This window comes from Pleomorphomonas carboxyditropha (assembly GCF_002770725.1).
Taxonomy (GTDB): Bacteria; Pseudomonadota; Alphaproteobacteria; order Rhizobiales; family Pleomorphomonadaceae; genus Pleomorphomonas; species Pleomorphomonas carboxyditropha.
The window spans coordinates 95,994-121,712 of record NZ_NQVN01000006.1; the positions used below are offsets into that span (position 1 = coordinate 95,994).

Here is a 25,719-nt window from a genome sequence, read left to right on the forward strand (position 1 = left end):
CTTGAAATCTGCCGGAAACGCACCGCGCGGGCACGCCCGTTCATCCTGTTCGGTCCATTTTACGTCCGTGGACACCATTTGCGGAAATGACGCGGAATTCCGGTCGTTCGCCGGCTCCGCACTTCATCTTGTGCCCACACCGCTCAACTGGCCCCTACATGTAGGGTTCAGCCGATTCCGTAAATTAAGTGTTAACGCGTTTTCCCCAAACTTCGGAAGCTTTCAACAACCTTCGCCGGCCGGCCCGGATTTCACGCCTCGATGCATGATTACGTCTTGACGGAGCTTTGCCGGCAACCGATTCGCAGCGTCGATTCCCAACGCCGAACCAACTCGATAAAGGCCGGTGCCGTCCATGTGCCCGCTATCCCGAAGGCGGCGCGGACTCACTGGCGACAGAGGGGGGATTTTAGACCACTCCCCCGTCCATGACAACATCATGTAGCGCAGAAGTGATCGCATCATACCACATATAGAAAATATTGATTTTCCTGCATTTCCGGCGACCGGATTCAGACAACCTCAACCATATCGATTCAACGGTTCTTGAGGCTTTTCTGGTCTGATCGGCGTCACTGCCAATTCCGGCGCGCGCCTTTCCTGACAACGCGCGCCACCGTGCACGAGTTCCGGAGCCGACGCGACATGCCGCATCATGCCACCTATGCCGTTCCCAACGAGCAGCTTGATGTCGTGGTCATCGACGACTCCCGGACCATGCAGGGCATCATCCGCTCGATGCTGAACGCCATGAAAGTGCGGCGCATCCGGCTGTTCGACAGCACCGAGACCGCCCTGCACGCCATGCTGAACGAGCCTCCCAGCCTGATCATCTGCGAATGGAAGGCCGGTCTCGTCAGCGGGCACCAGTTGCTGCGCATGGTGCGGGCCCGCTTCATGGAGCCGCTCTGCTACGTTCCGGTCATCATCCTGACGGCGACGCCGACGCGCGCCATCATCGACAAGGCCATGGCGGCCGGCGCCAACCTCATCGTCGTCAAGCCGATCTCGCCGGCGGTGCTGCAGGAACGCATCGGCTGGCTGCAGCGCGACCAGCGCGAGCTGGTTCTCGGGCCACGCGGCGCCTTCGAGATCGAAGGGGTGCGCGAATCGATGCTGGCCCAGAAGGAGCGGGCCGCCGCCGTGCGCAAGGCGGCGATCACCAAGCCGGCCGCCAAGCCGGAAGGCGTAGCGCCGCCCGCCGCCCAGGAAGAGGCCGGCAACGGCAGCATGGCCGCCGACCAGTGGCAGGCCTTTCTGCGCACCAAGGAACAGCTCGAGCGCAAGGCCGGCCTCAAACCCGGCGAAGCCGCCCCGGCGCCGAAGCCGTCGATCAAGCCGGCCTGGACGGCGCTCCGCCGGGTATGAGCCCACTGCCGCAAAAAGCCGAAGGCGGCTCTGGACAAGACCTTGCCGCCTCGCCATAGTCCGCGCAACTACGTGGATGGCAAGGCCGTCGGTCGCGCCGATGCGATGGGTTCGGAGATCATGACCTTCAAGGAACTGCTGACCGAAATCTTCACCTGGTGGAACGGACAGACGCTCGGCACCCGCTTCTTCACCTGGAAGAAGGGCCAGCGCGTCGGCGAGGACGAGCTGGGCAACGTCTACTACCAGACGAAGAACGGCGCCCGTCGCTGGGTGATCTACAACGGCGAGGCCGACGCCTCGAAGATCTCGGCCAGCTGGCACGGCTGGATGCATTACCGCGTCGACGAGCCGCCGACCAGCGAGCATTATCGGCCGCGCGACTGGCAGAAGCCGCACCGGCCCAATTTCACCGGCACGGCCGCCGCCTACCGGCCCAAGGGGTCGCTCGCCTCGGCCGAGGGACGCCCGGCCGTGACGGGCGACTACGACGCCTGGACGCCCGGCTCCTGAATTTCGGGACCGGCGGGCACGCGCAGCGGACAGACGACGGGACGGATCGCTCCGTCCCGTTTTTCATTGGGCGGCGGAAAAGCCGGCCGGGGCGGCAGGCGCCGTTGGACTCGCCTTAGGGAAGCGGATAAGGTCGCAATTCAAATGGGTTAGTCCATTCGCCCACGATCGGTGGACGGTGAACGGAGGAATATTTCGGATGTCTCCACGCTCGATCATCATCGACACGGATCCCGGCCAGGACGATGCCGTCGCCTTCATGCTGGCGCTGGCCTTTCCGGAACAGATCGACGTGCTGGGCATCACCGCGGTCGCCGGCAACGTCGGCCTCTCCAAGACGTCGGGCAACGCGCTGAAGCTCCTGGAGCTCGTCGGCCGCACCGATGTCCCGGTGTTCGCCGGCGCCTCGGCGCCGTTCGCCGTCAAGCTCGAAACCGCCGAATACGTCCATGGCGAGACCGGCCTCAACGGCTGGACCTTTCCCGATCCGGTGACCCCTCTGCGCCCCGAGTTCGCGCCGGACTTCATCGTCGAGACGGTGATGAGCCGGCCGGAGAAATCGGTGACGCTGGTGCCGCTCGGCCCGCTCACCAACGTCGCCCTGGCGATCGCCCGCGAGCCGCGCGTCGCCAGCCGCCTCGACAAGATCGTGCTGATGGGCGGCGCCAACATCGAGGGCGGCAATTCGACGCCCGCCGCCGAATTCAACATCTGGGTCGACCCGCACGCCGCCCAGCGCGTCTTCCGCTCGGGGGCCGACATCGTCGTGATGTCGCTCGACGTCACCCACCAGGCGCTGATCCGCAAGTCCTGGCTCGCCGATCTCGCCGCACTGAAGCGCAAGGCCGCCGAGGCCTTCGTCGGCCTTCTGTCGTTCTACGAGCGCTTCGACGAGCAGAAATACGGCTCCGACGGCGGCCCGCTGCACGACCCGACCACCATCGCCTACCTGCTGAAGCCGGAGCTGTTCGAGGGCAAGTTCGTCAACGTCGAAATCGAAACCACGCCCGGCCTCTGCTTCGGCCAGACCGTGGTCGACCGCTGGTCGGTGACTGGGCGTGAGAAGAACGCCACCTGGATCACCAAAATCGACGCCGACGGCTTCTTCGAGCTGATTCTGGAAGCATTCCGGCGCCTGCCCTGATAAGGGATGCCAAGAGCTTGCCGCATTTGGCGTGTTGGGTGCCGGAAAGGCGGTTCGGCGCGCTGCGTCGAGCCTTACGCGAACCGGTGTCCACCTCGCTCGAAAATGCCCTAGAGCCACGCCAGCCAGATGTCCTCCATGACGATCAAGATCCTCCTCCCGCTTGCCGCCCTCGGCCTGACGACCGTCCTCGCCGGCCCGGCCGCGGCCGAGAAGATCGCCAACAAGGTGGCCGTCTTCACCGGGCTCGACAAGATCACCGGCCGGACCATCGATTTCGACGTCTATGTCGACGAGACCGTGCGGTTCGGCACTCTGCGCGTCACGCCCAAGGTCTGCTACAGCCGCCCGGCCACCGAGGCGGCGGAGACCGACGGGTTCGTCGACGTCGAGGAGATCACCCTCGACAACGAGATCAAGCGCATCTTTTCCGGCTGGATGTTCGCGGCGAGCCCCGGCCTCAACGCCGTCGAACACCCGGTCTACGACGTCTGGCTGATCGGCTGCCGCATGGACAGCGACGTTCCAGCGCCGGTCGCCGGCAGCACCGAGGTGCGCGTCGCGGTCTCCAATCAGGCCAACGAAGGCGCCGGCAGCGTCGACGATGGCGCTCCCGTCGTGCTCACCTTCGTCGGCGGCATTCCCCTTCCGCCGGACAAGCCCGCCGTTCCCAGCATGATGATGGAAGAGGCCCCGGCGGAGGAAGCCCCCGCCCAGGAAGGCACCGACGGCCAGATTCTCGACTAGCCCAGGTCCTCGGCTCGATTATTTTTCATTGCAACATATCAATGTAATGCAGCACTTTTCGAAAGTGCCGCATTAATCGCTGTGCGGCTCGCCGCTTTCCGGCGCCGGTAACCAGCGAAGCGCTTCCTCGCCGGAGATCGAAGGCGGCAAGGCACGGAAATTCCCTTGCGTGGCGAGCGCCGCCGTCAGCCGCTGCCCATAGATGCGTTTGGGGATTTCGATGGTGCCGAAATGCGCGAGGTGATCGGTGACGAATTGCGTGTCGAGCAACCGGTAGCCGCCGGCCCTGAGGCGCGCCACAAGGTGCACCAGCGCCACCTTGGAGGCGTCGGTCACCGCCGAGAACATGCTCTCGCCGAAGAAGGCGCCGCCGACCGACACGCCATAGAGGCCGCCGACCAACCTGCCGCCCTGCCAGCTTTCGACGGTATGGCAATGGCCCCGTTGGAACAGTTCGCCGTAGAGCTTGCGAATGGTGGCGTTGATCCAGGTCTTCTCGCGGCCGGGCGCCGGGGCGGCGCACCCGTCGACCACGCCGTAGAAGTCGGTGTCGACGCGCACGTCGAAGCCGCCTTTCCGTACGGTGCGGGCGAGGCGGCGGGGAATCCGGAAGCCGTCGAGCGGAATGATGCCGCGCCATTCCGGCTCGATCCAGAACAGGTTGGGATCGTCGGCGCTCTCGGCCATCGGGAACATGCCGACCGCATAGGCCTTGAGCAGGATATCCGCCGTGAGCGTGGGCACGCTCGATGTCCGATCCGCCATGTCCGCCCGTTCCTCCATCGCCGCAACCGATTGCACCTTCGGCGGGTTTTGCCTGGCGCGTTTATAAACCGTTTGGTCAGTTGTATAACTTAGTCTATCGCCTACTGCATCGGCGGCACAGCGGGGACGAGATGGGCGGCTTGTCAGGATACGAGATCGCAATCCTCTCCGATATCAGCACCATCCCCGCCCTGCTCGCCACGCCCGGCTTTGCGCGGACGCCCTTCCAGTCGCCCGGCTGGCTCGATGCCTGGTTCGCCGTCTTCCAGCCATCGGGCATGGACTGCTGCGTCGGCGTCATCCGCAAGGCGGGCGGCGGCCAGCCGCTGTTCCTGCTGCCGCTCGTTCGCGAGCGATGCCACGGCATGACCGTGCTGACCCTGCCCGACCGGGGCGTCAGCGACTATCACTCCGCTCTCGTCAGCCCGGAGTTCGCGCCGGACGAAGAGACCATGAACCGTCTCTGGGGCGCTCTCGTGGCGATGCTGCCCGCGGCCGACATCCTGTCGATCGAGCGTGTGCTGCCGGACATCGCGGCAGGCATGCGGATCGCCCACCTCATGCGCCCGTCCCGGTCTTCCGCCCACGCGCTGCCGATCGACGCGGATTTCGCGACGCTGCGCGACCGCCGGTTCGACCCCTCCACCGCCCGCCGGCTCGTCAAAAATCGCCGCAAGCTCGAACACAAGGGACGGCTGACCTTCGATTTCATCGCCGGACCGGAGGCGTTCGCCGATCTCGACAGCCTGCTCGACTGGCGCCGGCAGCGTTTTCAGGACGTCAACGACGACAAGCAAACGGCCATCCAGCGCCTCTTCTATCGTCGCTTGGTCGAAGAAGGATCCCTGGCGAAGGTCGGCCGGCTGCGCCTTGACGGCGAGCTCCTGGCCGGTTGCCTTGGCCTTATCGAAGGCGAGCGCATCCTGGTCCTGGTGCTCGCCTACAACACGCGCTTCGCCAACTGGGCGCCGGGCCTGTTGATGGTCGAGAGCTGCATCGCCGCCGCTGCCGCAATGGGGCTCACCGTCTTCGACTTGACGATCGGCGACGAGTCCTACAAGGAAATGTTCGGGACCGACAGCATCGCCCTTCTCGAGCTCCGCCAGCCGCTGACGCTGCGCGGCCGGCTGGCGCTTGCCCTGCTCGACCTCAAGCCGCAGGTCAAACGTATCCTTGAAAGGCTGGGACTGTTCGGTCTCGTCCAACGCCTCAGGGGGAAGGCAGCCCCTAAAAGCTGAAAGCTTCCTGCAAGAAACCAGCCCGCAAAAACAAGGACTTGGGTAAAACTCCGATCCGGTCGGCCGCTTTTTGATCTAGGCTGCGGCCAGCGGGCGGCGAATCGCCGCCATGCCGAGTGCCGAGCGGGAAGCGAGCCATGACGTCGGAGCGACCGAGAATCGCCATCTACTTCGCGAGCCACGACGGGCAGACCCGCAAGATCGTCGGCCGCCTCGCCGAGCACCTCGGCGCGCATGGCGTCGGCACGACCATCACCGAGCTCACGGCCGACGCCTCCCCCGCCGTCGATGCAAGGGCCGATCTCGTGCTGCTGGCCGCCGCCATCCGCTACGGCTTCCACCTGCCGGCCGCGCGGCGCTTCCTCGCCCGGCTGCGAAGCGAGGTTCCCGAACGGCGCATCGCCGTGGTCTCGGTCAACCTGACCGCCCGCAAGCCCGGGCGGCAGACCGCCGAGGGCAACGTCTACCTGCGCAATTGGCTGAAGCGGACCGGTCTTCGCCCCGCCCTGGCGGCCGCCGTCGCCGGCCGGCTCGACTACCCCGCCTACCGCTGGTTCGACCGGATGATGATCCAGGCGATCATGACCATTTCGGGCGGCCCGACCGACCCCGCGACCGTCATCGAATACACCGACTGGCAAGAAGTCGAGAATTTGTCGCAAAAGCTGGCGACTCTCGTCACGACCGCGCCGTAAAGACTTTCCTTACCATAACTTGCGATCCTGACCTCGGAACGGAGCTTTTCCGCCCGCCGGCGCCCTGATGTGGGAGCCGGCGCCGCGGGCTTCGTGCGTAGGCGTTGAGTGAGTTTTGGCATGGCGACGTTGGCAGCGTATTCAGGCGGTTACGAGCCGATCTCCATCAGATCGTCCATTCGTTTGTCGGGCCTGCCGGCCGCCTCCGCTTTCCTGACGATCACCGCCGCGGTCACCTTGTGGATCGGGCTCAGCCTTACCGCCGTCGGCACCGTCAGCGAGAGCCTTTCGGCCGCCCACCAGTCGATCTACGACTCCGGCCTGTCCGTCCGGCCATTGCCGGCAACGCTGGCGCCGGCGAAAAAGCCGACCAAGTTCGAGAAGCTGCCGGCGATCGCCGAACCGGCCGCCGGCACGCTCTCGGCCGACGCCATCCTGCTGTCCCGCCAGAACAAGGCGACCGCCGCCGTCGCCATGCGCCTTGCCGAAGCGGCCGCCGGGCTGAGGCAGCAGCAGTTCGAAGCCCGCTTCCAGTCGAACCTGCCCTTTGCGAGCCGCACCGCCCTGGCCGTCCGGCACGACCGGTTCGCCACTCCCGACGCCGGGCCGCGCCCGCCGATGGCGATCGCCGAAGCGCCGCTGCCGGTGCCGCGTCCGGCCCTGCCGACCAAGCCGGTCGAGATTGCGCCGGAAGCGCCGAAGATCGCGGCCGTCGCGCCGCCGGCAGCCGTGGCCCCGCCGGCGCTGCCGGAAAAACAGGAAAAGCCGGCTGCCGCCATCGTCGATCCGAAGCCAAGGGCCGAGGTCGCCGTCGTCGCGCCGTCGCGGCGGCCGGGCGTCGCCGTCTACGACATCACGGCCGGCGTCGTCCACATGCCCAACGGCGACAAGCTCGAAGCCCATTCCGGCCTCGGCGACATGATGGACGACGTGCGCTACGTCCACGTCAAGATGCGTGGTCCCACGCCGCCGGGAACCTACAAGCTCACCATGCGCGAGAGCCTGTTCCACGGCGTCGAGGCCATCCGCCTCACGCCGGTCGACGGCAAGAAGCCTTTCGGCCGCGACGGCCTGCTAGCCCACACCTACATGCTGCGCAAGCCCGGCGAATCCAACGGCTGCGTTTCGTTCCGCGACTACGGGCGGTTCCTGGCCGCCTTCAAGCGGGGGGAAGTCAAGCAAATGGTGGTGGTGTCGCGCCTCGCCACCAAGCCGGAGCCCAAGGTCGCCTCGCTGTTTTCCTGGTTCAAGAGCTGAGCTTACCGGTGCGCCGACGGGTCCCTTTGTTCCCCATATATAAAGCCGTCATCCTCGCGCAGGCGAGGACCTCGGGCAGAACAAAGCTCAACGCGGATATGGCGCTCCGGCAACGCTGGGGCACCTGATACATCCCTCATCACCTTCTCGTCCCGAGGTCCTCGCCTTCGCGAGGATGACACTCTATGGAGACGCCACGCTCGGCGACGACGGCGTGATGGGAACGTTCGGGTACGTCATCCTGCGTCCGTCAGGACGCATGGCGATCTAGGGCACGAAGACCCGGATCGCGCCCGGCCGCACGCTGAAAACCGCCGGGGTTTCGGTGACGATCTCGCCGTCGGCATTGACCGGCATCGGCCGCCGGGTGCGGATCTCGAAGCGGGTGCCGCTCATGGTCCGCACCTCGTCCTGAAGCCCGTGCCGCCCCTGCCGGAACGCCAGCGCCATGAAGGGCAGCTTCCAGACGTCCCTGAATTCGATGGAATAGAGGTCGAGGCGGCCATCGTCGATTTCGGCCGTTTCGTCGACGACCATGCCGCCGCCGTAATGGCGGCCGTTGCCGACGGCGATCTGCAGCGAGCGAACGACCACCTCTTCCCCGTCGTCGGGCCGAATGACGGCTCCGAACCGGCGAGCCTCGATCAGCACCTGGGTGGCGGTCAGCGCGTAGGCGAGCCGGCCCCAGCGACGCTTGGTCTCGCGGCTCAGCCGGTCGGCGAGCTTGGCGCTCATGCCGAGGCTGGCCACGTTGAAGAACGGCTTGCCGTTGACGTCGCCGACGTCGATGGCCCTGGTCCGGCCGGCGCAGATCACCCGCGCCGCTTCGGCCATGTCGGGCGGCAGGCCGAGGGTACGGGCGAGATCATTGGCGGTGCCGCCCGGCAGAATGCCGAGCGGCAGGCCGCTGTCGATCAAGGCCGGCGCCGCGGCGTTGAGGCTGCCGTCGCCGCCGGCCACCACGGCGAGATCGATCCTGTCGGCATAGCGGCGAATGGTGGCGGCCAGCGGCTCGCCCTCGCGCCAGGCCGGCCGAAGCACCTCGATGCCGGCGTTGCGCAGCTCGGCGGCGGCGGCGTCGACGCCGGTGCCGGCCGAGCGGCTGTGCGGATTGGCAAGAAGGAGGGCGTTTCGATTCATTTGGCTTCAGACAAAAAAACCGCCGAGATAGGCGGCGATACGGGCACCGGCGAAGATCAGCGCGGCCGTCCAGGCAAAGGTCGCCACTGTCAGAACGAGGCCGAGCATCAGGGCGAGGCCGTCGCGGGCGACCAGCGACAGGCCGATGACCAGGAGGCTGACCACCGGCCCGACGTTGCCGAACGGGATCGGCAACGCCAGCACCACGGCCAGCAGCAACACGGGGACGCCCACCAGCACGTGGCTGCACCGGCCGGTCAGCGATCGCCACCGCCCCTCGCGCACGAAGGCCTCGAGCCGCCTCACCCACGGCAATGCCCGCAAGATGACCGCCCTTACCCCATCGGCCGTCACATGGCGATCGGCGAGGAAGCGCGGCAAGGCCAGGCGGTGGCAGCCGATCAGCATTTGAAAGGCGATCAGCACCAGGCAGCAGCCGGTGACCATTCCGAACGGCCCGGGGATGGGAATCATCGCCGGCAAGGCCAGCGCCATCAATGCCAGGCCAAACCCGCTCTGCCCGAGGTGGCGCATCAGATCGCCGAGCGTCACACGGTCCCGGTTCGAAATATCGGCGGCTATGCCATGAAGCACCGACGAAGCGTGACCGCGGGCTTCACTGCCGGCCGTCATTGAGCGGATCTCCTGTCTCTACGCATCCCGGTGCCAACCGCGACGACCGCCGTTCCCTGCCATATTGGGATGCCGATAGGTACATTCAATTATAGTCCGCAAGATGACGGTTTCCGGCCCGCCGGCATGACGATGACCGCGCCCACGCCGCATAACCGTAAAATTCCTCAAGGTTTTCAAATGAGACTTTCGGAGCGGTCTTGGAGAAATCTTGCGAAATCGGCGGAGCATAAAAGCTTCTAGTTATTTCCCCGAGCTTTCTTGACCGCCCGGTAAAGATAATAGCGAGGGCTCCTGGGCTGAGACCCACTTTCCGCGGGCAACAGGCCGGCGGACAAGCAAGAACCATATTTCTGGGGGCTGGATTGAACCTCGCGAGAAAGAAAAGCATCGCCGACGTGATGGCGCAGGCGGCCGGCAAGGCCCTGCCGCGCACGCTCGGCGCCTTCGACCTGTTCATGATGGGCATCGGCGTCATCATCGGCACCGGCATCTTCGTGATGACCGGCGTCGCCGCCGCCACATACGCCGGACCGGGCATCATCCTGTCCTTCGCCTTCTCGGCGGTGGCCTGCGCCTTCATCTGCCTGGCCTATTCGGAACTCGCCGCCGCGCTTCCCGCCGCCGGCAGCTCCTATGCCTACAGCTACGCCGCCGCCGGCGAGTTCGTGGCCTGGCTGGTCGGCTGGAACCTGATCCTCGAATATACGGTGGGCGCCTCGGCGGTCGCCGCCGGCTGGTCGGCCTACTTCACCGGCATCCTGAAGTCCGGCGGCATCGAGCTGCCGCACGCGCTGACCGCCGTGCCGCACGACGGCGGCATCATCAACCTGCCGGCCGTGCTGATCATCGCCTTCCTGACGCTGCTGCTGGTGCTCGGCGTCAAGGAGAGCATCCGCCTGTCGCGCATCCTGGTGTTCATCAAGCTCGGCGCCATCTTCCTGTTCCTGCTGCTGGCGACGCCCGAGGTCAACCCGCAGAACTGGACACCGTTCCTGCCGTTCGGCCTCAACGGCATCACGGCCGGCGCGGCGATCATCTTCCTCGCCTATATCGGCTTCGACTCGCTGGCGACGGCGGCCGAGGAGACGACCAACCCGCAGCGCAACATGCCGATCGGCATCATCAGCTCGCTGGTCGCCTGCACCGTGCTCTATATGGCCGTGTCGGCGGTGCTGACCGGCGTCGCGCCCTATACCGAGCTCAACAACGCCGAGCCAGTGACCTACGTGCTGCGCAAGATCGGCTACAACTTCGGCTCGGCCATCGTCGGCGTCGGCGCCATCGCCGGCCTGACCACGGTCTGCCTGGTGCTGATCTACGCCCAGACGCGCGCCTTCTTCGCCATGGCCCGCGATGGGCTGATCCCCGCCGGCATCTGCAAGGTGCACCCGAAGTTCGGCACGCCGCATATCGCGACGATCTTCGTCGGCACGGTGATCGCTCTGATCGCCGGCTTCACGCCGATCGGCCTGGTCGCCGAGATGTGCAACATCGGAACGCTGTTCGCCTTCATCGTCACCTCGGCCTGCGTGCTGATCCTGCGCACGACCCATCCGGACCTCAAGCGGCCGTTCCGCTGCCCGGCCGCCTGGGTGGTCGCGCCGCTGGCCATCGTCTGCAGCCTGATCATCATGGTGAGCCTGCCGGGCGCCACCTGGCTGCGCTTCGTGCTGTGGAGCGTCCTCGGCGGGGTGATCTATCTCGCCTACGGTGCCCGCCACAGCAAGCTGGCAACGGCGGACGCCGTGGCGGCGCCCGCCGAATAACCGGCACCAAACTGCGCCGCCGCCGCTGATCGCTCGCGCGATTGTCATCGGCGGCGGCGGCTCCGACCCTTGATGCGATTGCCGGACGGCGGCACATAGGAGGATCACCGCACGGAGACCTCCATGCCGCCGCTTTCGATCCTCGAACTCGCCCGCGTCACCGAAGACACCGATGCGAAGGGCGCCCTCGACAACGCCCGCGACCTCGCCCGGCATGCCGAGCGCCTCGGCTACCGGCGCATCTGGGTCGCCGAGCACCACAACATGCGCGGCATCGCCAGCGCCGCCACGTCGATCGTCATCGCCCATATCGCGGCGGGCACCTCGACGATCCGGGTGGGCGCCGGCGGCATCATGCTGCCCAACCACGCGCCCTATATCATCGCCGAGCAGTTCGGCACGCTGGCCCGCCTCTACGGCGACCGGATCGATCTCGGCCTCGGCCGGGCGCCCGGCACCGACCAGTTGACGCTGCGCGCCATCCGGCGGCCACCGGAGGCGGCCGAGCACTTCCCCGAAGACGTCATCGAGCTTCAGGCCTATTTCGAGCCGGCGGCGGAAGGCCAGAGGCTGGAGGCCGTGCCGGCCGCCGGCACGCGCGTGCCGCTGTGGATCCTGGGTTCGAGCCACTTCGGCGCCCTCTTGGCCGCCGAGCTCGGCCTGCCCTACGCCTTCGCCTCGCACTTCGCGCCGGACCTGCTGCTGCCGGCGCTCGACATCTATCGCAGCCGCTTCAAGCCGTCGGAGGCGCTCGACCGGCCCTATGCCATGGTCGGCGCCAACATCATCGCCGCCGACACCGACGAGGAGGCGCGACGCCTGTTCACCACGCAGCAGATGTCGTTCGCCAGCATCCGGCGCGGCGCGCGCGGCCTGTCGAAGCCGCCCATCGACGACATCGACAGCTTCTGGAGCCCGGAGGAGAAGGCGGACGCCGGCCGCATGCTGGCCCGCTCGATCATCGGATCGCCGGAGACGGTACGGCGCGGCCTCGACGATCTCATCGGCGAGACCGGCGCCGACGAGATCATGCTGGTCTCCGACGTCTACGACCACGCGAAGCGGCTGAAGTCGATCGCCCTGATCGCCGAGGCGGCCGGCATGACCTCCGACGCGACGGTGGCGCTGCTCTGAGAGAACTTAGCTGAAGCCGACCACGGCGTGCGGCACGTATGGCGCTTCGAGCGCGGCGATTTCCTCGGCCGTCAGGCGAACGTCGAGCGCCGCCACGGCATCGGCGATCTGGCCGGGCTTGGACGCCCCGACGATGGGCGCCGACACCTCCGCCTTCTGAAGCACCCAGGCGAGCGCCACCTGGGCGCGCGGCAGGCCTCGCGCCGTAGCGATCGCCGCTACCGCCTCCACGATCTGGCGGTCGGACTCCTCGGTGCCGTTGTAGAGCGTCTTGCCGTAGGCATCGAGTTCCTGGCGGCGGGAGACGCTGTCCCAGTCGCGCGTCAGGCGGCCGCGCGCCAGCGGGCTCCAGGGGATGACGCCGATGCCCTCGTCGCGGCAGAGCGGCAGCATCTCGCGCTCCTCCTCGCGATAGAGCAGGTTCAGATGGTCCTGCATGGTGACGAACCGCGTCCAGCCGTTCTTTTCGGCAACGTATAGCGCCTTGGCGAACTGCCAGGCGAACATCGACGAGGCGCCGATATAGCGGGCCTTGCCGGCCTTCACCACGTCGTGCAGCGCCTCCATGGTCTCCTCGATCGGCGTCGCATAGTCCCAGCGGTGGATCTGGTAGAGATCGACGTAATCGGTGCCGAGCCGCCTGAGGCTGGCGTCGATGCCGGCGAAGATCGCCTTGCGGGACAGGCCGGAGGCGTTCGGCACCTTGCTGTCCTCGTTGAAGGCCAGCGGGAAATAGACCTTGGTCGCCAGCACGATCTCGTCGCGGCGGGCGAAATCCCTGAGCGCCCGGCCGACGATCTCCTCCGACGTGCCGTCGGAATAGCTGTTGGCGGTGTCGAAGAAATTGATGCCGGCCTCGACGGCCTGCCTGATCAGCGGCCGGGTCGCCTCCTCCGGCAGCGTCCAGGGATGGGCGCCACGCTCCGGCACGCCGTAGGTCATGCAGCCGAGGCAGATGCGCGAGACGTCGAGGCCGGTGCGGCCGAGCTTGGTGTAGTCCATGGCAATCCCCGATCGGTTCGATTTCGTCCGGAGCCTAGCAGGTTCGGCGGCGGGCGGAAAAGCGCCGGCCGGCAGGCCAGCCGTGCGCCTGAGGCTCATCGGCCGCGGAGAGCGGTGTCATCGGCAATGGCGATTTGTCGGCCGGCCCGCATCGCGATAAAACTTGCCGCTCACATCGTATGAGGGCGTCATGCAGAGCTTCACCTACTGGAACACCACCCGCATCCATTTCGGCAAGGGGCAGATCGCCCGCATCGCCGAGGAAGTGCCGGCCGACGCCCGCGTTCTCGTCACCTACGGCGGCGGCTCGGTGCTGAGGAACGGCGTCATGGACCAGGTGCGGGCGGCGCTGGCCGGCCGCACGGTGATCGAGTTCGGCGGCATCGAGGCCAACCCGCATTTCGAGACGCTGGTCAAGGCGGCCGAACTGGCGCGCGCCGAGAAGGTCGACTTCCTCTTGGCCGTCGGCGGCGGCTCGGTGGCCGACGGCACCAAGTTCGTGGCCGCCGCGGCGCTGTTCGAGGGCGACCCGTGGGACATTCTCGTCGAGCGCGGCACCAACGTCCGGGCCGCCCTGCCGGTCGGCTGCGTCATCACATTGCCGGCCACCGGCTCGGAAATGAACCGCAACGCCGTCATCACCCGCGCCAGCACGCAGGACAAGCTGCCGATGAACTCGGTGCACGTGATGCCGCGCTTCTCGGTGCTCGATCCCGAGACCACCTTCTCGCTGCCGCCGCGCCAGACGGCCAACGGCGTCGTCGACAGCTTCATGCACGTCCTGGAACAGTATCTCACCTATCCGGTGGGCGCCAAGGTGCAGGACCGCTTCGCCGAGGGCCTGCTGCTGACCATCCTGGAGGAAGGCCCCAAGGCGCTCGGCGAGCCTGCCAATTATGAGGTTCGCGCCAACCTGATGTGGGCGGCGACCCTGGCGCTCAACGATCTCCTGTCGCGCGGCGTGCCGGGCGACTGGGCGACCCACCGCATCGGCCACGAGCTGACCGGCCTCTACGGGCTCGACCACGCGGCGACGCTGGCGGTGGTGCTGCCGTCGCTGCTCAAGGTGAAGCGGGCGCAGAAGCGGGAGAAGCTGCTGCAATATGCCGAGCGGGTGTTCGGCATCACCACGGGCAGCGAGGACGAGCGCATCGACGCCGCCATCGAGCGGACGCGCGCCTTCTTCGAGGCGATGGGCGTCAGGACCAGGCTGGCCGACTACGGGCTCGATGCCAAGGTCATTCCCGAAGTGGCGGAGAAGCTGCGCCAGCACTGGCAGGTGCCGCTCGGCGAACACCGCGACGTCACGCCGGAGGTCGCTTCGGAAATCCTGGAGCTGGCGTTGTAAGGGCCTTTTGAAGGCGTTCGGCTCCATCGCCGAAGGCCTTCGGCCTCACCCCTCTCTCCAGCTCTCCCCCACAAGGGGGAGAGGGTTCGTCGAGCCGAAAGGTGCAATCTTTCAAGGCAATAAGTTCTGATCAGAACCAAGCCCTGCCCTCTCCCCCCTTGTGGGGGAGAGTTGGAGAGAGGGGTGAACACCACAGCCCAGGCTATAACGCCCCTCCCCCGATCACTGCAGCGGGCCGATCACCTCGACGTGGCCGGCGCCGGTTCTGGCCTGCCGTTCCGGGCGGTACATGTCCTCCAGCGTGGCGGCCGGCAGGTTGAAGCTGCCTGGGGCGATGGCGCGGACCATGTAGGCGAACTGGAACTCGGTGGTGTCCTTCAGGTCGAAGGCCACCGTGAAGCGGTCGGTCTGGTATTCGGTATGGGCGGCATTGTCGAGCGGCGCCAGCCAGTCGAGCGCCGCCACGTCGCCGGCCCTGACCAGCGACGGGTTGTCGATGGCAAAGCCGGCCGGCAGCGGATCGTTCAGCAGGAGGCGCGCCCAGCCGGATTGCGACGTGGTGACGGAGAGCACCACCACCATGCGGTCGCCGAGCTTGACCGCCGACGGGTCGATCCCGTTGCCGTCGAGGTCGTAGTAGGTGCGGGTCAGCTCGTAGCCGTTGCCGCCGGCCGGTTCCGGCGTCTCGGGAATGCCGGTCACCGTCACCCGGGCGTCGACCGCCGCCTTGCCGGTGTTCCTGATGGCAAGTCCGTTGGCAATATCGCCCGGCTGGTACTTGGCCGTGAAGACGCCGCCGTGCGGCGTGCCGCCGATATCGAGCTCGGGCTTCATGCCGTCCTTAAGCATGGCGTGGGCGGCCAGCAGCATCCAGGCCTGCTCCTGCGTCGAGGTCGTGCTGCTCGCCTTGTAGAGCTTGCCCACCTCGCGGCTGAGCCCCTGGTAGTCGAACGTCGACAGCTTCGATTCCGAGGCGAGCGCCAGGATGGCGGCGCCGTCGCGCAGGTCGGAGCCATAGTCGGCGCGCCAGAGACGGCCGCTGTCCTTGCCCTCGTCGAGCAGGTCGAGGGACGAGCGGAAGGCGCCGGCGGCCTTCTGGCCGTCGCCGTAGAGGGCGAGCGCCGCCCCGAGCTGGGCGCGGGCGAGTGGCGTCGCGAAGGCGTCCAGCTTGGTTTCGGCATAGAAGCGCAGGTCGCCGATCGACGCCCGTCCGTTGCGGGCCAGCACGTAGAGGGCATAGGCGACGTCCTCGCCGCCGTCGGTGAAGTCGGAGGCGTAGGCGATGCGGTTCTTGAGGTTGGTCACCGCCATGTCGTAGGCGATCGGCGGCACCGTGTAGCCCTTCTCCCTGGCGCGGGTCAGGAAGTCGGTGACGTAGGCATTCAGCCACAGGTCTTCCGAGCCCGGCCCCCACAGGCCGAACGAACCGTCCGAGCCCTGGTTGACCAGGAGCGCGTCGATCGCCTTCTGCACCCGCTCGCGCACCGGCGCCTCGCCGGCAAGACCGGCCGCCAGGATGACGTCGTCGAGATAGACGAGAGGCAGCGCCCGGCTGGTGATCTGCTCCGAGCAGCCATAGGGGTACTTGTCGAGCGCGTGGACGAGGCCGGGCAGGTCGATGCCGGCCACCGTGCCGACGGTCAGCGTGGCAATCCCGGTCGCCGGCCTGAGATCGGCGAACAGGTCGGCGGAAAGCCTCAGCTCGCCGCTTTCCGGCCGCAGCGAGAAATCGCTGACGCGGGTGACGGCCGGCTCGTTGTCGCGCACGCCGAGCGTCAGCGTCTTGGTGAGCAGCGTTCCGTCGGGCGCCTTCAGCGCGGCGGTGATGGTCTCGTCGCCGACGGCCTTGCCGGTGATCGGGATCAGCACGCGCGCCTTGCCCTTGTCGGCGAGCGTAACGGTGGCTTTGGCGAGCGTCCCGTCGAGGCCGACCAGATCGCCGGCCGCCGTCACTTCGAGGGAGAAGTCGCCCGCGGGACCCTCGACATGGGTGAAGTCGAGCGCGAGGCGCGAGCGGTCACCGGGCGCCAGGAAATTCGGCAGCGACGCCTGGATCACCACCGGATCGCGCACCAGCACGTCGCGCGCGGCATGGCCGACGCCGGTCTTCGACCAGGCGATCGCCATCACCTTCACCGTGCCGTTGAAGTCGGGCATCTTGAAGGAGGCACGGGCGAAGCCGTCGGCGCCGACCTTGGTGACGCCCTGGAAGAAGGCGACCAGCCGCTCGGTGGGCGGCGGTCCCATCAGGCGGGAAATGCCGCCGCCGTCGCCGCCGGTGCGCACCTCGCCGAGCGCTCCGAGCGTGGTGTCGATCAACTGGCCGTAGAGATCGCGGAACTCGATGCCGAGCCGGCGCTGGGCGAAATACCAGTCCTCCGGCGCCGGCGCCTTGAATTCGGTGAGGTTGAGAATGCCGACGTCGACGGCGGCGATGGTGACATAGGCGTCCTCGCCGGCCTTGACGCCATCCACCTTGACGGCGACGGCGAGGTCGGTCTGCGGCCGCATGTCCATCGGCGCGTCGATGGCGACGCCGAGCAGCCGCTCGCCGGGATCGACGCCGGCCCAGGCGAGGCCGAGGGCGCGCGACGGCATGCGCTTCTCGGCAAGATCGAGCGGCCGCAGCAGCGAGGCGGTCACGTAGGCGCCCGGCCCCCAGTCGGCGGTGACCGGCAGCTCGATGGTCGAGCCGCCGGCCGGCACCTCAACCGTCTTCATGGCGATCAGCCGGTCGTCGACCACCGACACCACGGCGACGCCGGCATAGCGCGGCTCGATGTGCGCCCTGATCGTGTCGCCGATGCCGTAGCGCGGCTTGTCGAGGGTGATCTTCAGGAGATCGGGCGTCTCCTCCGACTTGACCGGCACATACCAGCCGGCTTGGAAACCGGTCGATACCGGAATGACCGCGCCGTCGGCGCTGGTGACGGAAAGCTGGTACTCGCCCCACTCGACGCGCGCCTCGATGCGCGCCGGCTGGCCGGGCTCGACGTCGAGCTTGCCGTCGGCGACGCGGGTGGTCGTCTTGATGGCGTGATAGTCCCAGGAGCCGTCGCTCTGGTACCACTGGTAGTTGGTCTGAACGCGCGACAGCGTCCAGGAAAGGTCCTTGGCGCCGATCTTGGCGTAATCGGCGTCGAGCACGGCGACGTCGAAGGCGGCGTTGCCGCCCTCCTCCACCGAGCCGTCGAACAGCGGCCGGACGCCGATCCGCTCGTGACCGGTGGAGACCGGCAGCGTCATGCGGCGTTCGACCGGCCGGCCATTTGTGTCGAGCACGCGGACGTGCACGGCGGCCTGCAACGGCCGGGTGGTGTCGGCGACCTCGGGCGTCACCAGCGTGACGGTAGCGTCGCCGCTGTCATCGGTGCCGTCGGACTGGACGTCCTCGGCGGCCGAGGTGAAGTCGTCGTCGGCGAGGCCGAAGCGATAGCCGGGCGCCGAGGCGATGTCGGCGGCCGGCGTCACGTAGACCTCGCCCTCGATGGCGAGGCCCGCCGCCGGGGCGCCATAGAGCCAGTCGGCGTGCAGGCTCGCGTCGACCGTCTCGCCGGCGTGCAGCAGCGTCGCATCGGTCTTGACCGCGAAGTCGATGCGCTCGGGCTGGAAGTCCTCGACCTTGAAGGTCACCTCCTGCAAGGCGCTGGCCTTCGGATCGGTATAGGCGGCGGCGCGCCAGGTGCCGCGCTGCGCCTCGCCGGGCAGATCGAAGGACAGGTCGCGGCCGCCGGCGCCCTCGTCGGCGGCGACGCGGCGGACGAACTCGTTGCCGTCCGGCCGGCGCACCACCAGCGTCAGCGGCAGGTCGGGCAGCGCCGACGCCGTGGGATCGCGGGCCAGCACGGTGAGGTTCACCGTCTCGCCGGGCCGGTAGACGCCGCGCTCGGTGGTCATGAACACGTCGACCGGCCTGGGCGGATCGCGCCCCTCGACGCCGCGGTCGGTCAGGTCGAAGGCGGCCTTCTGCAGGTTCAGGAAGGCGAAGTCGCCATCCTTGGTGGCCAGCAGGAGCTGCGCCGCCGCGCCGCCGGTACCCTTGACCAGGCCGGCGTCGAAGCGGGCATAGCCCTGGTCGTCCGTCGTGGCCGAGCCGAGCACGTCGTTGTCGGCGGCGATCAGCTTCAGCTCGACGCCGGCCACCGCCCTGGCGTCGCTCAGCGCATGGATGACGACGTGCAGGCCGTCGTTGCCGGTCATGGCGGCGAGGCCGAGGTCGGAGACGACGAACCACTGCGTGGCGTCGGCCGACCATTCGTCCTTCTTGTTGACGTCGCGGACCACCAGCGCGTAGACGCCGGGCTCCAGCGTCTTCACCAGTTCGCTGACCGGCACGGCGGTGGTCACCTCGCGATTGGTGTCGCGCTTGATGGCGATCCGGCCGGACCAGACCTCGCGTCCCTCGCGGTCGGCGACGGCGTCGGCGCTCCACTTGTCGAGCTGGCTCAGGAAGCGATCCTCGCCGACGGCATTGACGAGGTTGCGGTCGCCCACCTTGAGGACGCGGGCGTCCAGCGTGTCGACGTTGACCGACACCACGGGAATGGTGGCGTTCGGCGTCTTCGGCAGCACGTAGGCCTTGCCGACGAAGCGCACCGACGGATCGCGGTCGCGGACGTAGACGTCGAGCTCGACCGTCTTGTTCAGCGCCTCCTCGCCGTCCTTGGCCGGCAGGCCTTTGCGGACGGTGACGTGATAGCGGTTGCCGTATTCGACGCCGGTGGCGCAGATCTGGTTGTCCTCGGCCTCGATCTCCAGCCTGTCGCCGCCCTCGACGGCGACATAGCCGGTCACCGAGGGGTCGTTGCGGGCGATCGGATCGGAGAAGGCGACGCAGAGGCGCGGCGTCGACGACTGGGTGTCCACCGAATTGTCGGTGACGCGGAAGCCATGCTGGGCGATCCAGTCGTCGAAGGCCGAGCGCCAGTCGGGATCGTCCTGCAGCGCCAGGCGGCGGCGCAGCGTCTTGATGCCGAGGTTCCAGTTGTCGCGGGTCACGAAGGAATTGGCGAGCGAGTTGAGGGCGGCGACCTGTTCGTCGACGTCGGAGGCGCGCAGATAGGCGTTGACGGCGGCGGCGGTCGATTCCCGGACGAAGGTGTCGTGCTTGTCGTTGTCGGCCGGCACCAGGATCGCCTGGTCGGAATAGCGCCACCAGAGGTCGTTGCGATCGGGATCGAGGCGGATGGCCTTGCGCAGGTCCCCGGCGGCCTTGAGGTTGTCGCCGGCGTCGATCGCCTTGTCGCTGTCGGCGAGCAGCCTGTCGAGATTGCCCTCGGCCGGCTCGTCGGCAATGGCGCCCTCGAGCTTGCGGGCCTCGTCGATGAAGCTCTGGCCGATGAAGCCGAGCTCGTCGCGGCGGGCATCGGCGACGGAGGGATCGACGGCTTCGGAGGTGACGATCCGGCCGGCCACCGCGCCGGCGAAGGTGCGGAGATCGCCGATCGTGCCCTTCTTGAAGCACCATTTGGCCTTGGTGTTGTAGGTGAAGGCGACGCAACGGTCGTCGCCGACGCAGGCCGCCTCGCAGTCGCCCAGCTCGACGCCCTTCAGCGTCTCGATATCCTCGCCGAAATAATCGGCATCCTCGGTGACGACCGCCCGCCGCTCCGCCGCCTCGCCCGGCACGGCAAGGGCAAGGGTCGCCGAGGAAAGACATGCGAGCGCGAAAAATCGCGCGAAATGCCGAACGGACAGCATGGATATCCCCCTCGGAAACCGGCGACCGGGCCGGACAATGACATCAATCAACGACAACTCTATAAAAACACCTATCCCAGCAATAGCCGCAGGACGGGCCGGCGGCAACTCGGCCAAAGGCGGTGTTTTCGTCGACGCGCAGCTAGGATGAGACCCTGGACGGGTCGGCGGCGTCGACCACCCGGATGTTGACGCGCGGCGCGCCCTGCCACCAGTCGAGATCGACGTGGCCGGCGATATGCACCGCCCCTCCCCGGCTCGCCGCCAGGAAGTCGCCGAGCGGCTGCCCGGCGGCGCGGAAGGCCATGGCCTTGACGCGGGTGCCGGCCGACGACGCCAGCGTCAGGCGAAGGTGGTTGCGGCCGACGGCGTCGAGATAGAGCAGCCGATGGGCCGGGAAGACGAACAGCGGCTCCGGCTGGGCCGAGCCGAAGGGACCGACCCGGCCGATCGCCTCGACGAGGTCGGGCGTCGCGCCGTCGGCGGTCAGCGCCGCGTCGATGTCCAGCGCCTCGGCGGCGCGGGCCAGCGCCACGCCGTCGGCGACGGCGGCTGATACGAAGGCGCGGAAAGCCTCGACGCCTTCGGCCGGCAGCGAGACGCCGGCGGCCATGGCGTGTCCGCCGCCCTTGGCGATCAGGCCGCGTTCGAGCGCGAGGCGCACCACGGCGCCGAGATCGACGCCGGGGATCGACCGGCCGGAGCCGACGGCTCCGCCCTCCCCGTCCAGGGCGATGGCGAAGGTCGGGCAGCGATAGCGTTCCTTGAGGCGGGCGGCGACGAGGCCGACGATGCCCGGATGCCAGTCGGCCGACGCCTCGACGATCACCGGCGGCGCAACGCCGTCGAGCCGGGCGGCCACCATCAGTTCGGCGGCGTCCACCGCCTCCGCCTCCAGCGTCTGCCGCTCGCGGTTGAGCCGGTCGAGCTCCATGGCGATGCGGCCGGCGGCGACGGAATCGTCGGAGGTCAGCAGGCGCGCGCCGAGGCCGCTGTCGCCGATGCGGCCGCCGGCGTTGATGCGCGGCCCCAGCATGAAGGCGAGGTTGTAGGGCGTCGGCGGTCCGGCCAGCTTGACCACGTCGGCCAGCGCGGCAAGGCCGCGATTGCCGCGCGCCCGCAGCACGGAAAGCCCCTTCACGACGAAGGCGCGGTTGAGCCCGATCAGCGGCACCACGTCGCAGATGGTGCCGAGCGCCACCAGGTCGAGCAGCGCCAGGAGATCGGGCGGCGGCGTGCCCCGCCGCTCGAACCAGCCGCGCCGCCTGAGCTCGCGGTTGACGGCGACCAGCGTCAGAAAGGTGACGCCGACGGCGGCGAGATGGCCGTGGCCGGACAGATCGTCCTGCCGGTTGGGATTGACCAGCGCCAGCGCCGGCGGCAGCTCGACGCCGGCCTGGTGGTGATCGAGGGTGACGACGTCGAGGCCGCGCCGCCGCGCCTCCTCGAAGGCCTCGAAACTGGACGTTCCGCAGTCGAGCGTCACCAGCAGCGTGGCGCCGCCGGCCGCCAGCTCGCCGACGGCGCGCGGATTGGGGCCGTAGCCGTCGACGAGACGGTCCGGGATGTAGACGGCGGGATCGAGCCCCTGGCCGCGCAGATAGCGGACGAACACCGCGACCGAGGTGGCGCCGTCGACGTCGTAGTCGCCGAAGACGGCGACCTTTTCGCCCCGCTCGACGGCGTCGGCGATGCGGCCGGCCGCCGCGTCCATGTCGGTGAACAGCGACGGATCGGGCAGCAGCGTGCGGATCTGCGGGTTGAGATAGGCTTCCGCCGCCTCGGCCGCCACGTCGCGGGCGGCGAGCAGGCGCGACACCACGTCCGGCAGGCCGACCTCCTGGGCGATCTGGCGGGCGAGCGCGCCGCCGCGCATGTCGAGCCGGTCGCGCCAGGGACGATTGGTGGCGGAGCGCGTCACGCCGAGAACGGCGCGGCGCTCGGCGGGCAGGATCGGCGGTACGGATTCGGCAGCGGACATGCCCGCTCAATAGACCATCAGCGGCCCTTCCGTCCAAAGGAAAAGGCCCGGCGCGGGCCGGGCCTTTCCTCATTCGTCGATCGAAGGCCGAAGGGCTCAGGCGCCCTTGACGACGCTGGCGCCGGCATACTTGGCCTGGCTGCCCAGCTCTTCCTCGATGCGAATGAGCTGGTTGTACTTGGCGATTCTGTCCGAACGGGCCAGCGAGCCGGTCTTGATCTGGCCGCAGTTGGTGGCGACCGCCAGGTCGGCGATCGTCGAGTCTTCCGTCTCGCCCGAGCGATGGCTCATGACGGCGGTGTAGCCGGCCTTGTGGGCGGTCTCGACGGCGTCGAGCGTCTCGGAGAGCGAGCCGATCTGGTTGACCTTGACCAGGATCGAGTTGGCCGTGCCGGCCTTGATGCCCTGGACGAGGCGCTTGGTGTTGGTGACGAACAGGTCGTCGCCGACCAGCTGCACCTTGCCGCCGATCTTGTCGGTCAGCTTCTTCCAGCCGGCCCAGTCGTCTTCCGACATGCCGTCTTCGATGGTGATGATCGGATAGTCGGCGGCCAGCTTGGCGAGGTATTCGACCTGCTCGTCGACCGAGCGGACCTTGCCTTCGCCTTCGTAGTGGTACTTGCCGTCCTTGAAGAACTCGGTGGAGGCGCAGTCGAGGCCGAGGTAGACGTCCTTGCCGGCCTTGAAGCCGGCCTTCTCGATCGAGGCGACGATGAAGTCGAGCGCTTCGACGGCCGAGCCGAGGTTGGGAGCGAAGCCGCCCTCGTCACCGACGTTGGTGTTGTGGCCGGCCTTCTTGAGGCCCGACTTCAGGGTGTGGAACACCTCGGTGCCGATACGCACGGCATCGGCGATGGACTCGGCGCCGACCGGCAGGATCATGAATTCCTGGAAGTCGATCGGGTTGTCGGCATGAACGCCGCCGTTGACGATGTTCATCATCGGCACCGGCAGGATGTGGGCGTTCGGGCCGCCGACGTAACGGTAGAGCGGCAGGCCGGCCGACTCGGCGGCGGCCTTGGCGACGGCGAGCGACACGCCGAGGATGGCGTTGGCGCCGAGGCGGGCCTTGTTCGGGGTGCCGTCCAGCTCGATCATGGCCTTGTCGACGGCCAGGAGATCCTCGGCATCCATGCCGGCGATCGCCTTGTAGATCTCGTCGTTGACGGCGGCGACGGCCTTGGTCACGCCCTTGCCGAGATAGCGGGAACCGCCATCGCGCAGCTCGACCGCCTCATGGGCACCGGTGGAAGCGCCCGACGGAACCGCGGCGCGGCCGAACGAGCCGTCCTCCAGGGTGACGTCGACTTCGACGGTGGGGTTGCCGCGGCTGTCGAAAATCTGGCGTCCGACGATATCGATGATGGCTGTCATTGTGCGATGCACTCCCAGTTGGATTGGAGTCGAATTCCTTAAGAGAACCCGAGCGTTCTATAGACCGTCAGTGTGACGCTGCAAAGATGCGAACTGGCACGGATGTCAAGATTGTAATTGGTTTAGGTGAACCGTTTGACGGCGGTCCGAATCGACTTGCCCGGCCAAGCGCAGAAGACGCGTTTCGCGGTGCGAGGGAAAGAGGGTCCGGCGGAACTGCGTGAGGCCGATCCCCGGGCCGACCCGTTCCGCCGGGCGGCGGCCGCCGAAACTTCAGGCTGCGACTTTGGTCGCGACCCTACGGGCAAAACATCGCGGCCCGCCGCCATTTAGCCGCCTTTCGCCGGTTTTCAGCCGAACTTGCAATGGGTTGAAGGCGATGTTTCTTGACCTCGGAGCGCCGCTCGCCATGCTGGGCCTTCACGGCATCTGCCGGGAGAAGATCGTCGTCCCTCGGAAATCGGAGCCCTTCATGGCCAACCATCGCGTCGTCGTCGTCGGAGCCGGATTTGCCGGCTTGCAACTGGTGCTCGATCTCAAGGGTGCGCCGGTCGACATCACGCTGATCGACCGGCGCAATCACCACCTGTTCCAGCCCCTGCTCTACCAGGTGGCGACGACGCTGCTGGCCACCTCGGAGATCGCCTGGCCGATCCGCCGGCTGTTCCGCGACCGGCCGGAGGTGAAGACGGTGCTCGGCCACGTCGTCGGCGTCGACCGGCAGGAAAAGGTGGTGCGGCTCAGGGACGGCAGCACCATTGCCTACGACACGCTGGTGCTGGCGACCGGCGCCCGCCACGCCTATTTCGGCCACGATCAATGGGAAGCCTTCGCGCCGGGCCTCAAGACGCTGGAGGACGCGACGACCATCCGCCGCCGCGTGCTCTTGGCCTTCGAGCGGGCCGAGCTGGAACCGGATCCGGAGAAGCGGCAGGCGCTGCTCACCTTCGCCATCATCGGCGGCGGTCCGACCGGCGTCGAGCTCGCCGGCATCATCGCCGAGCTGGCCCACCGAACGCTGGTCAGGGAGTTCCGGTCGATCGACACGCGCAGCGCCCGCATCCTGCTGATCGAGGCGGGTCCGCGCATCCTGCCGGTGTTCACGCCCGATCTTTCCGAATATGGCGGCCGGGCGCTCGACAAGCTGGGCGTCACCGTGCGCACCGGCGTGCCGGTGACCGACATTTCCGCCGACGGCGTTCGCATCGGCGAGGAATTCGTGCCGGCGAGGACGGTGCTCTGGGCGGCCGGCGTGCAGGCCTCGCGCGCCGCCGAATGGCTGGGCGCGCCGACCGACCGGGCCGGCCGGGCGATCGTCGAGCGCGACCTCGCCGTGCCCGGCGCGCCGGATATCTTCGTGATCGGCGACACGGCGTCGGTGACGACGGCCGAGGGCAAGCCGGTGCCGGGCGTGGCGCCGGCCGCCAAGCAGCAGGGCGCGCACGTGGCGAAGACCATCCGCAGCCGTCTCGCCGGCAAGCCGACGCCGGGGCCGTTCGCCTACCGCCACCAGGGCAATCTCGCCACCATCGGCCGCAGCGCCGCCGTGGTCGACTTCGGCTGGATCAAGCTGAAGGGCGCCATCGCCTGGTGGGTGTGGGGCATCGCCCACATCTATTTCCTGATCGGCACGCGCAGCCGCTTCGCCGTCGCCTGGAGCTGGCTGTGGATCTTCATGTCCGGCCAGCATTCGGCGCGCCTGATCACCCAGAAGGAGACGCTGAAGGAGGAGAACGGCCGCTGACGGCCGCTATCCTTCCGCTAGTCGCCGTGCCGGTGCCGTCGGGATTGGCTTAGCTCCCCATCCCAACCATTTGGGCGGAATCGCACTTTGGAAAGGTCGTTGGGCCTTTCCGGAGTCGCGCGGGAGGCCGGCATCTTCGCCAGAGGATACGGCTGCCGCAGGAACCG

At 67.8% G+C, this 25,719-nt stretch carries 18 protein-coding genes; 11 read left to right on the plus strand and 7 right to left on the minus strand.

The genetic code is table 11. From position 1 onward, the window contains the following. Window positions 1-645: 645 nt before the first annotated feature. The 4 genes from CJ014_RS11560 (at window position 646) to CJ014_RS11575 (ending at window position 3,772) form a co-directional block, all read left to right on the plus strand. A complete protein-coding gene (locus CJ014_RS11560) occupies window positions 646-1,368 on the plus strand; it encodes a response regulator (protein ID WP_100080640.1) in 723 nt (240 codons plus the stop codon). A gap of 120 nt (window positions 1,369-1,488) precedes the next feature. Then, the gene (locus CJ014_RS11565; RefSeq protein WP_100080747.1) at window positions 1,489-1,881 is read left to right on the plus strand and encodes an NADH:ubiquinone oxidoreductase subunit NDUFA12; all 393 of its coding nucleotides are present in this window, start codon (window positions 1,489-1,491) and stop codon (window positions 1,879-1,881) included. A 199-nt stretch (window positions 1,882-2,080) separates the two neighbouring features. Continuing rightward, the gene (locus tag CJ014_RS11570) at window positions 2,081-3,025 is read left to right on the plus strand and encodes a nucleoside hydrolase (protein WP_100080641.1); all 945 of its coding nucleotides are present in this window, start codon (window positions 2,081-2,083) and stop codon (window positions 3,023-3,025) included. A 138-nt stretch (window positions 3,026-3,163) separates the two neighbouring features. After that, entirely contained in the window at window positions 3,164-3,772 is a 609-nt protein-coding gene (locus tag CJ014_RS11575) for a DUF2155 domain-containing protein (RefSeq protein ID WP_245427275.1), read from the plus strand. 72 nt (window positions 3,773-3,844) lie between these two features. On the opposite strand, the gene aat is transcribed toward CJ014_RS11575, so the two are convergent. Further along, complete coding sequence (aat, locus tag CJ014_RS11580) at window positions 3,845-4,537, minus strand: leucyl/phenylalanyl-tRNA--protein transferase (RefSeq protein ID WP_100080643.1); 693 nt, start codon at window positions 4,535-4,537, stop codon at window positions 3,845-3,847. A 131-nt stretch (window positions 4,538-4,668) separates the two neighbouring features. On the opposite strand from aat, the gene CJ014_RS11585 reads away from it, so the two are divergent. The 3 genes from CJ014_RS11585 to CJ014_RS11595 all read left to right on the plus strand — a co-directional run bounded on the left by CJ014_RS11585 (window position 4,669) and on the right by CJ014_RS11595 (window position 7,727). Further along, window positions 4,669-5,775 (plus strand): GNAT family N-acetyltransferase, encoded by a 1,107-nt coding sequence (locus tag CJ014_RS11585; protein WP_165790821.1) that lies wholly within the window; start codon window positions 4,669-4,671, stop codon window positions 5,773-5,775. A 137-nt stretch (window positions 5,776-5,912) separates the two neighbouring features. Next, entirely contained in the window at window positions 5,913-6,470 is a 558-nt protein-coding gene (gene hemG, locus CJ014_RS11590; RefSeq protein ID WP_100080645.1) for a menaquinone-dependent protoporphyrinogen IX dehydrogenase, read from the plus strand. Between the two features lie 129 nt (window positions 6,471-6,599). Next, on the plus strand, window positions 6,600-7,727 hold the full coding sequence (locus CJ014_RS11595; protein WP_245427277.1) for a DUF2778 domain-containing protein: 1,128 nt from the start codon (window positions 6,600-6,602) through the stop codon (window positions 7,725-7,727). Between the two features lie 267 nt (window positions 7,728-7,994). On the opposite strand, the gene CJ014_RS11600 is transcribed toward CJ014_RS11595, so the two are convergent. Together CJ014_RS11600 and CJ014_RS11605 are read right to left on the minus strand one after the other, a co-directional pair. After that, entirely contained in the window at window positions 7,995-8,867 is an 873-nt protein-coding gene (locus tag CJ014_RS11600) for a lipid kinase (RefSeq protein WP_100080647.1), read from the minus strand. A 6-nt stretch (window positions 8,868-8,873) separates the two neighbouring features. Continuing rightward, a complete protein-coding gene (locus CJ014_RS11605; RefSeq protein WP_100080648.1) occupies window positions 8,874-9,500 on the minus strand; it encodes an exopolysaccharide biosynthesis protein in 627 nt (208 codons plus the stop codon). A 365-nt stretch (window positions 9,501-9,865) separates the two neighbouring features. Here CJ014_RS11605 and CJ014_RS11610 point away from each other — a divergent pair, with 365 nt between their 5' ends. Then, window positions 9,866-11,269: an amino acid permease gene (locus CJ014_RS11610; RefSeq protein ID WP_100080649.1), complete on the plus strand. Its 1,404-nt coding sequence runs from the start codon at window positions 9,866-9,868 to the stop codon at window positions 11,267-11,269. A 123-nt stretch (window positions 11,270-11,392) separates the two neighbouring features. Then, window positions 11,393-12,403, plus strand: a complete 1,011-nt coding sequence (locus tag CJ014_RS11615; RefSeq protein WP_100080650.1) for an LLM class flavin-dependent oxidoreductase — start codon at window positions 11,393-11,395, stop codon at window positions 12,401-12,403. A 6-nt stretch (window positions 12,404-12,409) separates the two neighbouring features. Here CJ014_RS11615 and CJ014_RS11620 read toward each other — a convergent pair whose 3' ends face one another. Continuing rightward, a complete protein-coding gene (locus CJ014_RS11620) occupies window positions 12,410-13,405 on the minus strand; it encodes an aldo/keto reductase (protein WP_100080651.1) in 996 nt (331 codons plus the stop codon). 190 nt (window positions 13,406-13,595) lie between these two features. On the opposite strand from CJ014_RS11620, the gene CJ014_RS11625 reads away from it, so the two are divergent. After that, complete coding sequence (locus CJ014_RS11625) at window positions 13,596-14,753, plus strand: iron-containing alcohol dehydrogenase (RefSeq protein ID WP_100080652.1); 1,158 nt, start codon at window positions 13,596-13,598, stop codon at window positions 14,751-14,753. A gap of 222 nt (window positions 14,754-14,975) precedes the next feature. Here the strand turns inward: CJ014_RS11625 and CJ014_RS11630 are convergent, their stop codons facing one another. The 3 genes from CJ014_RS11630 to eno all read right to left on the minus strand — a co-directional run bounded on the left by CJ014_RS11630 (window position 14,976) and on the right by eno (window position 23,808). Then, window positions 14,976-20,453, minus strand: a complete 5,478-nt coding sequence (locus CJ014_RS11630) for an alpha-2-macroglobulin family protein (RefSeq protein WP_100080653.1) — start codon at window positions 20,451-20,453, stop codon at window positions 14,976-14,978. Window positions 20,454-20,595: 142 nt separating this feature from the next. Then, a complete protein-coding gene (gene recJ / locus CJ014_RS11635) occupies window positions 20,596-22,434 on the minus strand; it encodes a single-stranded-DNA-specific exonuclease RecJ (RefSeq protein WP_100080654.1) in 1,839 nt (612 codons plus the stop codon). Between the two features lie 96 nt (window positions 22,435-22,530). Continuing rightward, window positions 22,531-23,808 (minus strand): phosphopyruvate hydratase, encoded by a 1,278-nt coding sequence (eno, locus tag CJ014_RS11640; RefSeq protein WP_100080655.1) that lies wholly within the window; start codon window positions 23,806-23,808, stop codon window positions 22,531-22,533. Window positions 23,809-24,280: 472 nt separating this feature from the next. Here eno and CJ014_RS11645 point away from each other — a divergent pair, with 472 nt between their 5' ends. Beyond that, the gene (locus CJ014_RS11645) at window positions 24,281-25,552 is read left to right on the plus strand and encodes an NAD(P)/FAD-dependent oxidoreductase (RefSeq protein WP_100080748.1); all 1,272 of its coding nucleotides are present in this window, start codon (window positions 24,281-24,283) and stop codon (window positions 25,550-25,552) included. The last annotated feature ends 167 nt before the right edge of the window (window positions 25,553-25,719 follow it).